The organism is Ruegeria sp. HKCCD7559 (assembly GCF_013110575.1).
GTDB lineage: Bacteria > Pseudomonadota > Alphaproteobacteria > Rhodobacterales > Rhodobacteraceae > Ruegeria.
Map to the genome: position 1 here is coordinate 400,636 of NZ_WVQU01000001.1, position 15,854 is coordinate 416,489.

The following is a 15,854-nucleotide window of genomic DNA, read 5'->3' on the forward strand; positions in this document are numbered from 1 at the left end:
GTTTAGAATTGAATGTAAAAAGAAGTGCGAAAAGTCTGTGAACAAGCCGTGAACAAACCCTTTCCCTTCGCGCTTATCCGGCGTAGTTTGGGGCCATGAGCAGTTTTGACGAAATGGACGCCTTCGAGGGCGCATCGCTGTCGGCGCGGGCCATGGCCGTGCGCCCTTCGCCCTATCTGGATGAGCTTAACCCGGCACAACGGGACGCGGTCGAGCGTCTGGATGGCCCGGTTCTGATGCTGGCAGGTGCCGGAACGGGCAAGACCAAGGCTCTGACCGCCCGGATCGCACATCTTCTCAACACCGCGCGCGCACGTCCGAATGAGATTCTGTCGGTAACCTTCACCAACAAGGCCGCGCGCGAGATGAAGGAACGGGTGGGCCGCCTGTTGGGGCAGCCTGCTGAGGGGATGCCATGGCTGGGTACCTTTCATTCGATCTGCGTCAAACTGCTGCGCCGCCATGCGGAACTGGTCGATTTGAAATCGAACTTCACCATTCTGGATACCGACGACCAGTTGCGCCTGCTCAAGCAGTTGGTGCAGGCCGCAAATATCGACGACAAACGCTGGCCTGCGCGGATGTTGCTGGGAATCATCGACGATTGGAAGAACCGAGCGCTGACACCCGACAAGGTGCCAGCCGCCGATGCCGGGGCTTATGACAACAAGGGCATTGAGCTATATGCCCAATATCAGACCCGCCTGCGCGAATTGAATGCGGTGGATTTCGGCGATCTGCTTCTGCACATGGTTACGATCTTCCAGACCCATCAGGATGTTCTGGAGCAATACCAGCGCTGGTTCCGCTATATCCTGGTGGACGAGTATCAGGACACCAACATCGCCCAATATCTGTGGCTGCGGCTGCTTGCGGCCGGGCACAAGAACATCTGCTGCGTCGGCGATGACGATCAGTCGATCTATGGCTGGCGCGGGGCCGAGGTGGGCAACATCCTACGGTTCGAAAAGGACTTTCCCGGCGCGTATGTGGTGCGGCTGGAACAGAACTACCGCTCGACCCCGCATATTCTGGCGGCTGCGTCGAACGTCATTCGCGGCAATGAAAACCGTCTGGGCAAAGAGCTGTGGACCGAAGCCGAGGAAGGCCACAAGGTCAATCTGATCGGCCATTGGGACGGCGAGGAAGAGGCCCGCTGGATCGGCGAGGAAATCGACGCGATGCAGGGCGGTACGCGCGGTATTCGCCCGATGAACCTTGATGAGATCGCTATCCTCGTCCGCGCCAGCCACCAGATGCGCGCCTTCGAAGACAGGTTTCTGACCATCGGTCTGCCCTACAAGGTGATCGGCGGCCCGCGATTCTACGAGCGGATGGAGATTCGCGATGCCATGGCCTATTTCCGGCTGGTGGTCAGCCCCGAGGATGATCTTGCGTTTGAGAGAATCGTAAACACGCCGAAACGCGGCCTTGGCGACAAGGCGCAGCAAACCATCCAGATGACCGCGCGCGGAAATGGGGTGTCACTGGTCGAAGGTGCTCGGATTGCGGTCGATAACGGGTTGATCAAGGGCAAGGGAGGCAAGGCGCTGCGCGAACTGATCGACGGTCTGGCGCGTTGGAATGCGATGACACGTGGGCCGCGGATCGAGGTGGACGACGATTCGGTGATCGATGACGGTTCGCCCATGCGGTTCGGCGCACCCGAGCATACGCATATCGAACTTGCGCAGATCATTCTCGACGAATCCGGCTATACCGCCCACTGGCAGAACGACAAGACGCCCGAAGCGCCGGGGCGCCTTGAAAACCTCAAGGAACTGGTGAACCAGCTGGACAATTTCGAGAACCTGCAAGGGTTTCTGGAACATGTCAGTCTGGTCATGGACAACGAACAGGACAGCGACGGGGCCAAGGTTTCGATCATGACCCTTCACGCGGCCAAGGGGCTGGAGTTTCCCGCCGTCTTCCTGCCGGGCTGGGAAGACGGGCTGTTCCCCTCGCAGCGGTCAATGGACGAATCCGGGCTCAAGGGGCTCGAGGAAGAACGGCGCCTGGCCTATGTCGGCATCACCCGCGCCGAAGAAGTGTGTACCATTTCTTTTGCCGCCAACCGGCGGGTGTTCGGGCAGTGGCAGAACTCCATGCCGTCCCGGTTCATCGACGAATTGCCGGAAGATCACGTTGAGGTCCTTACGCCTCCGGGTCTCTATGGTGGCGGCCAGCCCGCTGCGGGCATTGAAACCCGCGCGGCCGAAGCGAATGTCTACAACTCGCCGGGCTGGAGGCGGATGCAGGCGCGGCAGGGGCAATACGGCATGTCGCAGCCGCGCGAATCCCGCAACACGGTGATCGACGCGACCGCCGTGGCCAGTTTCACGCTGGGGGAACGGGTGTTCCACCAGAAATTCGGCTATGGCGCGGTTGTCGGGATCGAGGGCGACAAGGTCGAAGTCGAATTCGACAAGGCAGGCACAAAGAAAGTGGTCTCGCGTTTTCTGACCAACAAGGATGACGTCCCGTTCTGAGGCGTCATATCCCTTCGACCAGAACCAGATTGGTCGAGGCGGTAGCTTGCCGGATCTTCGCCAGCTCGATGTAATCAGGGTCGTCTTTCCAGGCTTTCGCCGCGGCAAGGTCCGGAAACTCCATCAGCACAATGCCACCTTCGGGCCAATCGCCTTCGATCCGTTCAACCGGTTTCGATGAGACCGTGAGCAGGCGGCCTTTGTGGCGGTCGAAGATCGGCATGAAACCCGCCAGATAATCCTGATACCCATCCGGGTCGTGGATGTCGATCTGCGCGATGAAATAGGCGGCCATTGTTTCCTCCGGATCAGAAATCAGAGGGCCTTCTTACACCTATGTCAGAAAAACAAAAAAACGGCGGTTCCCAGGGAGGAGGAAGGGGAACCGCCGTCTTGTCAACATCAGAGCAGGGAGGAGGAGAGCCCCGATGTATTCGAACCCGGGTTTGAGCCCGGTATGGAGAAGACGCGGCGACGTCAGGGAGGAGGAAGGCGTCGCCGCGCGCTTTCAACATCAAGGCAGGGAGGAGGAGAGCCTCGATGTATCAGGATCCGGCGGGTTGAGGCCGGTATATGGTGCGGCAACGTCAGGGAGGAGGAGAGACGTTGCCGCTGATAACAGACCCTAAGGGAGGAGGAAGGGCCTGATCTCGATATTCGTGGCGCGCTTATTGCGCGATGTGATCGTTGGCGGCCTGCATGGCCACCCGACGGATCATGGAACGATGCAGGCCCAGATCGGCCAGTTCACGGTCCGACAGTCCTGCCAGCTCATTGACGGTCTGGCGATACATACGATAGCGGGCAAAACGCGCCTTTGCGTTTTCGATCAAAGTTGCGATTCCGAACGCCGGTGTGCTCTTCGATGCTGTATGTGTGCTTGCGACTGCCATGCTCATCATCCGTATTTATTTGCTTTGCCGATTACGCTCGGCCCTTGCTTGAGGTTGAAAATAGGCAAATGCTGCGATTGCACAATAGGTCGCGTCGTCAATGCTGCTATGCAGCAAGCGCATAGATTGGTTCAGTTTTTTCCTTCAACTCGAAATGCACCTTGAAACATTGGGCCTTCCCTTGGGTCACGGGTGACAGCGGAAACATGGCCTTCTTATGGCTTGCCTTTTAATTGAGCGGTGTTGGCTGGAATATGTGCGCAATAAAACCATTCAAGACGTGCGTGTGACCGAAGCGCCAGGCAAGGCGTGGCGGTTCAGCTATTCCCTGATGCACGATTTGCCAGTTTAGCACGTCGCAGAGCAAACTGCCCGAATGCCACGGGATTTCATGGGCCAATGTGGTTGTCGAGGGGAAGTCCCGCCGAAATTGCGCTCAAAGTGCAAATGATTCTGCGAGATCGCTGCCCAAAGATGCCGGGTTTTTCCACCCTGAATGGCAATTCTTTAGATATTACGGGAAATCGTGGGAAAAAAATTCCAACTTCGAATTGTCTATATCTGGGGTGCTGTGCGGAAAAACCTCCTACAATTGGTGTCATTGTGCTCAGATTTCATGATGGTATTGTTGTTGGAGCGTGATTCATGGAACACGGTTCGCAAAATTCCTATTGATTTCCATGAATTCCCATGGCATCCCTAATACATCCGATGAGGACGAGGCAGCAGGGGCACCAAACGACCCCGACCAAAAATAATCAGGTTTCATACAGGCATCTCGCTTTCATCAATCAAGAGATCCGGCGCGCGGGCGAGCAGACATCCCCCCAGGTGGCGCGTGCAGCTGGACATCCCGCACAGCGGGTCAATGCGGCGGGTTGATCAGTGGCAGCAGATCAACCCGCCGTTTTTCATCCGGGGGGAACGCGAATTTCAAGTGGGGCGCAAGCGAAAGGGACAGTCGTCTTGGCGCGCAGGTTCAGAGGTGAAAGCCACCATAAGGTGGATGCGAAAGGCAGGGTGTCGATCCCGGCCTCGTTTCGCCGCGTGCTTGAAGCCTCCGATCCCAACTGGCAGCCCGGCGACAATCCAGAGCTTGTGATTGTCTACGGGGATCATCGCCGCAAATACCTGGAATGCTACACGATGGAGGCGATCGACGAGGTCGATGCCAAGATCGATGCGCTGCCACGTGGCGCGATGAAGCGCAAGATGTTGCAGCGCCTGTTCCATGGGCAGTCCTTCCCGACCAATGTCGATGAAACCGGGCGGCTGGTTCTGCCGGCAAAGCTGCGCAAGAAAATCGGTCTTGAGGGCGAGGCGTTTTTTATCGCCGCCGGGGATACTTTTCAGATCTGGAAGCCCGAGACCTACGAATCCGAGGAACTGGCGGCGACCGAGGAATGGCTGGACGGCCTTGGCGACGATGTTGATCCGCTGGAATTCCTCGATGAAGTCGAGGGCGGGTGACGGCATGGCGGCCGCGGATCATCCACAACCGGACGCGCCTCACATCCCTGTCTTGCTGCGCCCGCTCTTGGCGGCGGTGGCGCCGGTCACGGGCGTCTGGCTGGACGGAACCTTCGGCGCAGGCGGGTACACCCGCGGATTGCTGGAGGCCGGGGCCGACAAGGTGATCGGCGTGGATCGCGATCCCTTCGCTTTTGAGATGGCGTCAGACTGGGTGGGCGCCTATGGTGATCGGCTGGTGATGCAACCCGGCGTGTTCTCTCGTATGGATGAATATGCGCAGAACCTGGACGGCGTTGTTCTGGACCTTGGCGTTTCCTCGATGCAGCTGGACCAGGCCGACCGCGGGTTTTCCTTCATGAAGGATGGTCCTTTGGACATGCGCATGAGCCAGGATGGCGAAAGCGCCGCCGATCTGGTCAATACCGCGACCGAGGCGCAACTGGCCGACATCCTGTTCCACTATGGTGAAGAACGCGCCAGCCGCCGGATCGCCAAGGCGATCGTCAAAGCGCGCACGGAAGAGCCGATCACCACAACCCTGCGTCTGGCCGCGATCATCGAATCCTGCCTGCCACGTCCGAAACCGGGGCAATCCCACCCGGCCACGCGCAGCTTTCAAGGGCTGCGTATCGCCGTGAATGCAGAATATGAAGAGCTGTTTCAGGGGCTGATGGCCGCTGAACGTGCTTTGAAGCCCGGCGGGCAACTGGCCGTTGTCACTTTCCATTCCATTGAAGACCGAATGGTGAAACGGTTTTTCCAGTCCCGCGCGGGCAAGACGGGGCGCGCGAACCGCTATGCGCCCGAGATTGAACAGGAACAGCCGCAATTCACACTGAAGACCCGCAAGGCGGTGGGGCCTGACGAACAGGAATTGCAGGAAAACCCGCGCGCGCGCTCGGCAAAACTGCGTGTGGCGATCCGAACCGAAGCTCCGGCGGGGGAAATTGAAGCGCGGGCCATCGGAATGCCGCAACTGGGGGGAAGGGCAAGATGAAGAGTGTTTTGTATGTGTTGACTGCTCTGTCCGTGTTCGGGTTGGCGTTGTGGGCCTATCAGGAAAACTACCGAACCCAGCAAGTGGTAAAGGAAACCCAGTCTTTGCAGCGCGAGATCGGAATGGCACAGGTGCGACTGGCTGTTCTGAACGCGGAATGGGCCTATCTGAACCGCCCGGACAGGCTGCGCGAACTGGCCGACCTGAACTTTGAACGCCTTGGTCTGCTGCCGTTGCGGGCCGAGCAGTTCGGGCGCGCGGATCAGATCGCCTATGCCGAAGACCCGGACCTGCCCGTCGTTGATCCGATTGAATTGCAGGCCATCACTGACATTCAGGCTTTGGGCGAGGTGCAGATTCCATGACACGCACCCCTCTGCGCCCCCTGGCCCGAATCCTGGATGCCCGCGCGCGGGGCGAAAACCCCAAGGCAATCGAGCGTGAGAACATCCGCAAGCGCCACGAAGAGATGAAGGATCGCGCCCGCGCCCGTGCCGAAGGGCGTCTGCTGGTGCTGGGCCTGTTCTTCTTCTGCGCTTTTTCAGTCGTCGGTGTCCGCATGGGCATGCTGGCGACATCGGAAGCACAAGAGCCTCTGGCCAGCGCACCAGGCGCGGCGATTGCCATGCAGCGCGCCAACATCGTCGATCGCGAAGGGCGCATACTGGCCACCAATCTGGACACCTATTCCGTTTACGCGCAGCCCCCGTTGATGATCGATCCCGTCGCCGCTGCAGAGCAGTTGGTTGCGATTTTTCCTGATCTGGACAAAGAGCGGCTGATCAAGGACTTCACCGGCAACCGCAAATTCCTGTGGATCAAGAAACGCATTTCGCCCGAGCAGAAGCAGGCTGTGCACGACATCGGTGATCCCGGCATCCTGTTCGGTCCGCGTGAAATGCGGCTTTACCCCAACGGGCGGCTGGCCGCTCATATCCTGGGCGGGTCCGGTTTTGGTCGTGAAGGCGTCAGCGCCGCCGAAGTGATCGGCGTGGCCGGTGTGGAAAAGCAGTTCGACGATTATCTGCGCGATCCGGCCAACGGCAACAAGCCGCTGCAACTGTCGCTGGACCTGACGATTCAAGCCGCAGTAGAACAGGTTCTTTACGGCGGTATGAAGATCATGAATGCCAAGGGGGCCTCGGCCGTTCTGATGAACGCGCATACGGGCGAGGTTATTTCCGCTGCTTCGCTGCCTTCTTTTGATCCGAATGACCGCCCGCGCCCACCGACCTCGGGCTTTGACCCCTCGGACAGCCCGCTTTTCAACCGTTATGTACAAGGCGTGTATGAACTGGGATCTGTTTTCAAGATTTTCACCGCGGCCCAGGCCGTTGAACTTGGATTGGTGAATTCGAACACCATCATCGATACGTCCGGGCCGATGAAGATCGGCCGCTTTCCCATCGGCGAATTCAACGGCAAAAATTACGGCAAGATCAGCGTGGCGGATGTGATCGTCCACAGCTCGAACCGAGGCACGGGGCGTCTGGCCTTGCAAATCGGTGCCAAACGGCAGCAGGAGTTTCTGGACGCGCTTGGCATGTTCGATCCGACCCCATTCGAGATTGTCGAGGCCAAGGGCGGTGTGCCGCTGAAGCCGAAGAAATGGGGCGAGCTCAGTACCGTGACAATTTCTTATGGCCACGGCCTGTCGACCAGCCCGATGCATCTGGCCGCGGGATACGCGGCGATTGCCAATGGCGGGCATTACGTCAGCCCGACCATTCTGCGCCGGAACGGCCCGCAATACGGGCCTCGTGTCATGTCGCAGAACACTGCACGGCAGGCGCAAAAGATGCTGCGCAAAGTGGTAACGGACGGCACCGCCAGTTTCGCCGAGGTCAAGGGCTATGACGTGGCCGGCAAGACCGGTACGGCCGACAAGCCCAAACCGCGCGGCGGGTACTATGAAGACAAGGTCATTGCCACCTTCGCGACGATCTTCCCGGCCTACGATCCGCAATACGTTTTGATCGTGACGTTGGACGAACCTTCGATCGTGGCCTACGGTGAAAAACGCCGCACGGCCGGGTGGACCGCCGTGCCTGTTGCCGCCGAACTGATCGGACGCGTCGCACCGTTGTTGGGGTTGCGTCCCCGGCTTGAGCCTGAGGCGGGCGCTGCTATAACGCTGACCTCAAACTAGGCTGTCCGGCAAGAGGTGGGTCATGGGCACAAGGACGAAGAAACTCAGCCAGCTGGCCCTGACCGCAAGAGAGGGCGCAAACCCGGATATCACCGGTCTGGCCGTTGACAGCCGCGAGGTGAAAGAGGGCTTCCTGTTTGCCGCGCTGCCCGGGTCCCGCGTTCATGGCGCAGAATTCATCCAGTTTGCCCTGCGCATGGGGGCCGCTGCGATCCTGACCGATGCCGAAGGGGCAGAGATCGCCGAGGCCGAACTGGCAGCCTCGGACGCAGCGCTGGCCGTGGTGGAAGACCCGCGACAGGCGCTGGCCGGTGCCGCGGCGTTGTGGTTCGGCGCGCAGCCGCAAACCATCGTGGCCGTCACGGGAACGAACGGCAAAACATCTGTTTCCACCTTCGTTCGGCAGATCTGGTCCGCGCTTGGCCACGCCGCCGTCAACCTCGGCACCACCGGGGTTGAAGGTGCGTGGACAGCGCCGCTGGCCCACACCACGCCCGAGCCGATCACCTTGCACCGCTGTCTGGCCGAGGCGGCCGAGAACGGCGTGACCCATGCCGCAATGGAGGCTTCGTCCCACGGCCTTGAACAGCGCCGCCTTGACGGCGTTCACCTGACCGCCGCCGGTTTCTCGAACTTCACGCAGGACCACCTGGATTACCACGAAACCTTCGAGGCCTATTTCAACGCAAAGGCCGGTCTGTTCGACCGGGTTTTGCCGCAGGATGGAACGGCCGTTGTCAACCTGAGCGACCCGAAAGGGGCCCAGGTCCGGCGGATCGCCGAGATGCGCGGCCAGTCGGTGCTGACGGTGGGGCTGGGCGATGCCGACCTGTGTCTGATCAACCAGCGGTTCGACGCCACGGGGCAGGACCTGCGCTTTGCGTGGCAGGGCCGAACGTTCCAGACCCGCCTGAACCTGATCGGCGGGTTTCAGGCCGAAAATATCCTGCTGGCCTGTGGCCTGGTGATCGCTGCCGGGGACAGCCCCGAACGGGTGTTCGAAACTCTGCCCCATCTGACGACGGTTCGCGGGCGGATGCAACTGGCCGCCACGCGTGACAATGGCGCGGCGGTGTTTGTGGATTATGCCCACACGCCTGATGCTGTTGCCACAGCACTCAGGGCGCTGCGCCCGCATGTGATGGGCCGTCTGATTGCCGTTATCGGTGCGGGCGGGGATCGCGACGCCAGCAAACGACCCTTGATGGGCAGGGCGGCAGCCAACCATGCAGACGTGGTCTTTGTCACCGATGACAACCCGCGCAGCGAAGATCCGGCAGTCATCCGCGCGGCCGTGATGGCAGGCGCGTCAGAGGCAGCAGGCGACGCCAGCGTGACCGAAGTCGGCGACCGCGCCGAGGCCATCCTGCGCGGCATCGATGCGCTGCAACCCGGTGATGCGCTGCTGATCGCCGGAAAGGGGCATGAAACCGGTCAGATCGTGGGAGATCAGGTTCTGCCCTTCGACGATGTCGAACAGGCCAGCATTTCCGTTGCAGCGCTGGACGGGAGGGTCGCATGACGCTCTGGACTGCATCCGAGGCTGCTCAGGCAACGGGTGGACGGGTCACGACCGACTGGGCCGCTGATGGTGTCTCCATCGACACCCGCACCCTTCAACCCGGTGATCTGTTCGTGGCGCTGAAAGCGGCACGGGACGGGCATGAGTTCGTAGCCCAAGCGCTTGAGAAAGGCGCGGGCGCGGCTTTGGTCTCGCATATTCCCGACAACGTATCGCCAGACGCACCACTGCTGATCGTCGAAGATGTGCAGGCGGCGCTCGAGGCTTTGGGGCAGGCGGCTCGCGCCAGAACGGATGCGCGTGTGGTGGGGGTGACCGGCAGTGTCGGCAAGACGTCGACCAAGGAAATGCTGGCCGTGATCCTCGAAACACAGGGCAGAACCCATGCCAGCGTGGCCAGCTACAACAACCACTGGGGCGTTCCGCTGACCCTTGCCCGGATGCCGCGCGACACTGAATTCGCAGTGATCGAGATTGGCATGAACCATCCGGGCGAGATTGCCCCGCTGGCCCGGCAAGCCCGCCCGCATGTGGCGCTGGTCACGACCGTGGCGGCGGTGCATCTGGAAGCCTTCGAGAATGTGGCTGGCATCGCCCATGAAAAAGCTGCGATCTTTGAAGGGCTCGAATCCGGTGGCGCGGCAATCGTCAATGCGGATATCGAGCACGCGGACATCCTGCGCCAAACGGCACTTGGGCAGGGGGCCGGGATCGTGGATTTCGGCCAAGGCGCAACGGATTACCGGCTGACCGACGTTCAGCAGGGGACGAGCGCCGTGAATGCCGAAGCTGCCGTTGGTGATCAGGTAATCCGCTTTGCGGTGAACTCTGCCGGTACGCATTTCGCCATGAACGCACTGGGGGCTTTGGCAGCCTGCGTTGAACTGGGTGTCGATCTGGATGACGCTATCGCGGGTCTGCGCGCATGGTCTCCGGTCAAGGGGCGCGGCGTACGGGAAAGCCTGCCTTTGCCCGGCGGCGGGCAGATCGAACTGCTGGATGACAGCTATAACGCCAACCCGACCTCGATGGAGGCCGCGCTGGATGTCTTGGCCGCCTCCAAAGGCACCCGCCGCGTTGCGTTTCTGGGTGACATGAAGGAACTGGGCGCCCAGGAAGAGGCCATGCATGCCGCCATGGCGGATATCGAGGCGATGGCGCGCGTGGATCAGGTTCATTGCATCGGGCCATTGATGCAGGCAATGCACCGCGCGCTGCCCGAGAAGAAACGTGGGCTCTGGTTCGCAACCAGTGCGGAAATGGCGGAACATCTGCCTGCTTTGATCCGGGATGGAGACACGGTGCTCGCCAAGGGCTCACTCAGCATGGCGTTGGCCGCGATTGTTGACGGTCTGCGCAAAATGGGGCAAGGGGGCGCGCTTGATGGGTGAACTTGCCCGCGCGCCTCGTGTGAGAAAGGTATTGTCATGCTGTACTGGTTGACCGCTCTGTCGGACGGAGGGGATTTCTGGAACCTCTTCCGGTATATCACCTTCCGCGCAGGCGGTGCCTTCATGACCGCGCTGATCTTTGGGTTCATCTTCGGAAAACCCCTGATCAACGTGCTGCGCAAGAAACAGGGCAAAGGCCAGCCGATCCGTGACGACGGCCCCGAAGGGCATTTTTCCAAGGCAGGCACGCCGACGATGGGTGGATTGCTGATTGTCGGAGCTCTGGTCACGTCAACCCTTGTCTGGGCGCGGCTGGACAACCCGTATGTCTGGATGGTTCTTTTTGTGACCTTGTCTTATGCGGCCATCGGATTCGCGGATGACTACGCGAAGGTCTCAAAACAGAATACGCAGGGGGTTTCAGGCAGGATGCGCCTGGCTTTGGGCGTGATTATCGCCGTGCTGGCTTCGCTTTGGGCGACATTGCACCATCCCGAAGCGTTGCAGAACCAGCTGGCTGTACCCGTCTTCAAGGACACGCTGGTCAATCTGGGCATCTTCTATATTCCGTTCTCGATTGTCGTGATCGTCGGGGCCGCCAATGCGGTGAACCTGACCGACGGTCTGGACGGGCTGGCCATCATGCCGGCGATGATCGCAGCCTCGACCCTGGGCGTGATCGCCTATGCGGTGGGTCGGGTCGACTTTACCGAATATCTCGATGTGCATTACGTACCCGGCACCGGTGAGATCTTCATCTTCACCTCCGCGTTGTTCGGGGCCGGCCTCGGGTTTCTCTGGTACAATGCCCCCCCGGCGGCGGTGTTCATGGGCGATACCGGATCGCTGGCCCTCGGCGGCGCGCTGGGAGCCATCGCCGTGGCCACCAAGCACGAGCTGGTTCTGGCCGTGGTCGGCGGCTTGTTCGTGGTCGAGGCGCTGAGTGTGATCATTCAGGTCCTCTATTTCAAACGCACGGGCAAACGGGTCTTCCTGATGGCCCCGATCCATCACCACTATGAGAAAAAAGGCTGGGCTGAACCGACCATCGTGATCCGCTTCTGGATCATCTCGCTGATCCTGGCGATGATCGGTCTGGCGACGCTGAAGGTGCGGTAGTTAAAGACAACGCGGAATGACTTGCGATCAAATGGAATTGTGTGGGCGCGAACGGCTTTACGCCATCGCGGCTGGGTTACAGTCGGCAGGGTTGGCTGTAATTTTTATCAAATTTTGGGAAAGCGTTTCTCTTGGGAAAGGCACCATTAGCTTGTTCTTAAACAACACTCTTGGTCTTTTTGATCTGTGCAGTTCGTACTGGGGAGTGATCATAGCAGCGTTGGTTTTGTCCGCTGTGGCTATCGTCGTGCCAATCCCCATAGTAATGCTTCACAATAGCGTAAATACAAGGTGGCCCAAAAGTAAGTCTTCTCGTCGTTCTTTTGATCAAGCTTTGTGGCTCGCGATTGCGATTTTTTTCATACTGGTTTTATTGGCCTTTGTCGGCTTTGATTTCCGTGTGTATTTGATCACCGCGTTTGTAGTATTGGTCGCGTTCCTTCACGTTGCAAACTCCGCAGCATTAGTAGTTGGCTACAGGCTTACTCAATTGAGTGGTCGCTACGACCGCGAGGCAGTAAGCGTACAAATATTATCGTTTTTCATTTCGTTGCTGTTTATTATTGGCGGGGTCGTAGCTGTTGGTGATTTCACGATCTTCGGTAATCTAAAAAAGGTGACCCCCTAATGATCCCGGTCAAAGGCTTTGCAGGGCAGAAAGTGGCCGTTCTGGGGCTGGGCCGGTCCGGTCTGGCCACTGCACGTGCGCTGCGTGCGGGCGGGGCGGAACCGGTGTGCTGGGATGACAACCCGGCCGCCCGTGATACCGCCGAAGGCGAGGGATTCACCTGCGCCGACCTGCGCAAGCACGGGGCGTTTGACGACATCGCGTCGCTGATCGTTTCACCAGGCATTCCGCATCTCTATCCTGAACCGAACCCCGTGGTGGCGGCAGCCCTGGATGCAGGCGTGCCGGTGGACAATGACATCGGCCTGTTCTTCCGCTCCTTTGCCGGACCGGAATGGAACAACTACGACACGCCTCCGCGCGTGATTGCGGTGACAGGCTCGAACGGGAAATCGACGACTGCCGCTTTGATCCATCATATCCTGACCGAGGCCGGTCGCGAGGCGCAGTTGGCGGGGAATATCGGGCGCGGTGTTCTGGATATCGATCCGGGCGGTGATGGTTCGGTCGTGGTGCTGGAGCTTTCCAGCTATCAGACCGAGCTGGCCCGCGCTCTGACCCCCGATGTGGCGGTGTTCACCAATCTGTCGCCCGATCATCTGGACCGCCACGGCGGCATGGGGGGATATTTCGCGGCCAAGCGGCGCCTTTTTTCCGAAGGCGGCCCGGATCGCGCGATCATTGGCGTCGACGAAACCGAAGGTGCGTTTTTGGCAGGGCAACTGGCTGAAGGACCATCGGATGACCGGGTGATCCGTATCTCGGTGGCGCGGAAGCTGACTGGGCCGGGCTGGCAGGTCTTTGCGCGCAAAGGGTTCCTGTCGGAATACCGCAAGGGGCGGCAGGCGGGGTCTATCGACCTGCGCGCCATCAAGGGCCTGCCCGGTGCACATAACCACCAGAATGCCTGCGCGGCCTACGCCGCCTGCCGGTCGCTGGGCCTTGCCCCGCGCGTGATCGAGGATGCGCTGCATTCCTATCCGGGTCTGCCGCATCGCAGCCAGATCATCGCCGAGGCCGATGGGGTTACCTACGTCAACGACTCCAAGGCGACCAATGTCGACAGCGCCCTGAAAGCGCTTATGGCATTCAAAAAGATCCGATGGATTTGCGGCGGTCTTGAGAAAGAGGGTGGCATATCAGCCCTGAACATGGCGGCGGGCGAAGTCATCAAGGCCTATGTGATCGGTCGCGAAGCGGCCGGTTTTGCGATGCAGCTCGAGGCTGATGCGCAGGTCTGTACGACGATGTCAGAGGCCGTGGCGCAGGCCATGGCGGATGCCCGACCCGGCGAGACGGTCCTACTGGCGCCCGCGGCGGCAAGTTTCGACCAATATGACAACTTTGAACAGCGCGGCGAGGATTTTGCAACGCAGGTCAAGCGCCGGCTGACAGAATAGCCATTTGCAATAGACCGCCGGCTGGGCCAAACTTGGATGCTATCAGCTTGACGCGGCACCATTATTGGTTTTGCCTGCCAGCAGATTCAACACGAGGTTATGACTATGCCATTTCGTAGACTTTCTCTGATCCTACCTGCCATTCTTGTTGCGGGGGCCTGTACGAACACGGGTGCCAACTATCAGCCCATCGTCGACGGTCCGGTCGGCCCGAATTACAACGTGGACCTGCAGCAATGCCAACAACTGGCGGCATCGCAGAGCAGCGTTGATGGCTCTACCGCGGGGAATGCAGCAATTGGCGCAGCGGGTGCTGCGGCCGTTACCGGGATCGTTCAGGACAGCAGCGACAATCTTGGTCGCGCGGCTGTGGCAGGTGCCCTGGTAGGCGCTGGCGCAGACGTCATCAATAAAAACCAGAACAAGGAAGTGATCGTGCGCAACTGCATGCGCGGGCGTGGCTACAACGTCGTAGGCTAGCGTCCGGCGGCAATTGCAACACCTGCAGCATGGCCTGACGACCATGCCCACTGGAAGTTGTAGCCGCCCAACCAACCGGTGACATCAACTGCTTCGCCAATTGCATAGAGGCCGGGGACATCCCTGGCCTCCATCGTTTTCGAAGACAAGTCATCCGTGTTGATCCCGCCCAAGGTGACTTCGGCGGTGCGATACCCCTCGGTCCCCGACGGCACCAGTTGCCACGCAGACAAGGCCGAGGTCAGTTCGGCCAGCTTCGCGTCCGACTGATCCGCCAGCTTCCCGGACATCGGAATGATGCGACACAGGTAATCGACCAGCCGGGCCGGCAGATGCCGCGCCAGTTCAGTGGTCAGCGCCTTGCGGCCAGCGCTTTGCCGCTGTGCGCGCAACAGATCCAACAGGGGCAGGTCGGGGATCAGGTTCACCTGGATTGCCTCACCTTCGCGCCAGTATGACGACAGTTGCAACACCGACGGCCCGCTGAGACCGCGATGGGTGAACAGCAGCGCCTCGTCGAAGCTGGCGCTATCATTCGACAGTCGCACGGGAAGTGAAACGCCGGACAGGTCCTTGAACCGCCCGTCCGAGAAGGTGAAAGGCACCAGCGCCGCCCGAGTCTCGGTCATCCGCAACCCGAACTGGCGCGCGATGTCATAGGCCAGCCCGGTAGCGCCCATCTTGGGAATCGACTTCCCGCCCGTCGCCAGCACCAGATTGGCGCAGGTCAGGTGCTGCCGTTGCCCGTCACGCTCCACCTCCAGCGCAAAGCCGCCTTCGGTCTTGCGCAGATCGCGCAGCAAGGTTTGAACCCACAGCTCTGCTCCTGCACCGCTCATTTCATCCAGCAACATCCGGATGATCTGTTTCGAAGAGCCATCGCAGAACAACTGGCCCAGGGTTTTCTCATGCCAGGCGATGTTGTGACGCTCGACCAGATCGATGAAATCCCATTGCGTGTACCGTGAAAGGGCGGATTTGCAGAAATGCGGGTTTCGCGACAGGAAGTTGCCCGGCCCGGCATACATGTTGGTGAAATTGCAGCGCCCCCCGCCCGAGATGCGGATTTTCTCGCCGGGTGCCTTGGCATGGTCAATCACCAGCACGCGCCCACCGCAATGGGCCGCACACATCATGCCGGCAGCCCCGGCCCCAAGGATGATCGTGTCGTAGGTCATGCGCGGGGGATGGCGTGGATTAAACAAGATGGCAAGAGCCCATGCCGAAGTCGCGCGGCGCGCGCTCGCCGCGTTCTCGCAAATTCGAAGTCGGCTGACAGGGCGATTGCCAGAGTTCCGGCGCACTGACATGCT

Annotated in this window: 14 protein-coding genes; 11 read left to right on the top strand and 3 right to left on the bottom strand. The window is 60.1% G+C overall.

The genetic code is table 11. The annotated features are described in order from the left end of the window. Window positions 1–95 precede the first annotated feature (95 nt). On the top strand, window positions 96–2,489 hold the full coding sequence (locus GS605_RS02015) for an ATP-dependent helicase (RefSeq protein WP_171722911.1): 2,394 nt from the start codon (window positions 96–98) through the stop codon (window positions 2,487–2,489). 4 nt (window positions 2,490–2,493) lie between these two features. Here the strand turns inward: GS605_RS02015 and GS605_RS02020 are convergent, their stop codons facing one another. Further along, window positions 2,494–2,784 (bottom strand): DUF1330 domain-containing protein, encoded by a 291-nt coding sequence (locus GS605_RS02020; protein WP_171205412.1) that lies wholly within the window; start codon window positions 2,782–2,784, stop codon window positions 2,494–2,496. A 373-nt stretch (window positions 2,785–3,157) separates the two neighbouring features. Continuing rightward, on the bottom strand, window positions 3,158–3,382 hold the full coding sequence (locus tag GS605_RS02025; RefSeq protein ID WP_171630987.1) for a DUF1127 domain-containing protein: 225 nt from the start codon (window positions 3,380–3,382) through the stop codon (window positions 3,158–3,160). A gap of 966 nt (window positions 3,383–4,348) precedes the next feature. Here GS605_RS02025 and mraZ point away from each other — a divergent pair. The 10 genes from mraZ (at window position 4,349) to GS605_RS02075 (ending at window position 14,541) form a co-directional block, all read left to right on the top strand. Continuing rightward, window positions 4,349–4,852: a division/cell wall cluster transcriptional repressor MraZ gene (gene mraZ, locus GS605_RS02030; RefSeq protein WP_171630988.1), complete on the top strand. Its 504-nt coding sequence runs from the start codon at window positions 4,349–4,351 to the stop codon at window positions 4,850–4,852. 4 nt (window positions 4,853–4,856) lie between these two features. Continuing rightward, window positions 4,857–5,852: a 16S rRNA (cytosine(1402)-N(4))-methyltransferase RsmH gene (gene rsmH, locus GS605_RS02035; RefSeq protein WP_171723627.1), complete on the top strand. Its 996-nt coding sequence runs from the start codon at window positions 4,857–4,859 to the stop codon at window positions 5,850–5,852. Then, on the top strand, window positions 5,849–6,217 hold the full coding sequence (locus GS605_RS02040) for a cell division protein FtsL (protein WP_152458671.1): 369 nt from the start codon (window positions 5,849–5,851) through the stop codon (window positions 6,215–6,217). The genes rsmH and GS605_RS02040 overlap by 4 nt, the downstream gene beginning before the upstream one ends. Beyond that, window positions 6,214–8,001 (top strand): penicillin-binding protein 2, encoded by a 1,788-nt coding sequence (locus GS605_RS02045; RefSeq protein ID WP_171722912.1) that lies wholly within the window; start codon window positions 6,214–6,216, stop codon window positions 7,999–8,001. Before GS605_RS02040 ends, GS605_RS02045 begins: the two co-directional genes overlap by 4 nt. A gap of 22 nt (window positions 8,002–8,023) precedes the next feature. Further along, on the top strand, window positions 8,024–9,523 hold the full coding sequence (locus GS605_RS02050; RefSeq protein ID WP_171722913.1) for a UDP-N-acetylmuramoyl-L-alanyl-D-glutamate--2,6-diaminopimelate ligase: 1,500 nt from the start codon (window positions 8,024–8,026) through the stop codon (window positions 9,521–9,523). Next, the gene (gene murF, locus GS605_RS02055; RefSeq protein ID WP_171722914.1) at window positions 9,520–10,914 is read left to right on the top strand and encodes a UDP-N-acetylmuramoyl-tripeptide--D-alanyl-D-alanine ligase; all 1,395 of its coding nucleotides are present in this window, start codon (window positions 9,520–9,522) and stop codon (window positions 10,912–10,914) included. Before GS605_RS02050 ends, murF begins: the two co-directional genes overlap by 4 nt. A gap of 36 nt (window positions 10,915–10,950) precedes the next feature. Next, the gene (gene mraY / locus GS605_RS02060) at window positions 10,951–12,033 is read left to right on the top strand and encodes a phospho-N-acetylmuramoyl-pentapeptide-transferase (RefSeq protein WP_171630992.1); all 1,083 of its coding nucleotides are present in this window, start codon (window positions 10,951–10,953) and stop codon (window positions 12,031–12,033) included. A gap of 16 nt (window positions 12,034–12,049) precedes the next feature. Further along, window positions 12,050–12,661, top strand: coding sequence for a hypothetical protein (locus GS605_RS02065; protein ID WP_171722915.1), 612 nt, complete (start codon window positions 12,050–12,052; stop codon window positions 12,659–12,661). Next, window positions 12,661–14,061 (top strand): UDP-N-acetylmuramoyl-L-alanine--D-glutamate ligase, encoded by a 1,401-nt coding sequence (gene murD / locus GS605_RS02070; RefSeq protein ID WP_171722916.1) that lies wholly within the window; start codon window positions 12,661–12,663, stop codon window positions 14,059–14,061. Before GS605_RS02065 ends, murD begins: the two co-directional genes overlap by 1 nt. Before the next feature lie 105 nt (window positions 14,062–14,166). Beyond that, window positions 14,167–14,541, top strand: coding sequence for a glycine zipper family protein (locus GS605_RS02075; RefSeq protein WP_245217959.1), 375 nt, complete (start codon window positions 14,167–14,169; stop codon window positions 14,539–14,541). On the opposite strand, the gene GS605_RS02080 is transcribed toward GS605_RS02075, so the two are convergent. Next, complete coding sequence (locus GS605_RS02080; protein WP_171722917.1) at window positions 14,538–15,719, bottom strand: NAD(P)/FAD-dependent oxidoreductase; 1,182 nt, start codon at window positions 15,717–15,719, stop codon at window positions 14,538–14,540. The two genes, GS605_RS02075 and GS605_RS02080, sit on opposite strands and share 4 nt — an antisense overlap. Between the last annotated feature and the right edge of the window lie 135 nt (window positions 15,720–15,854).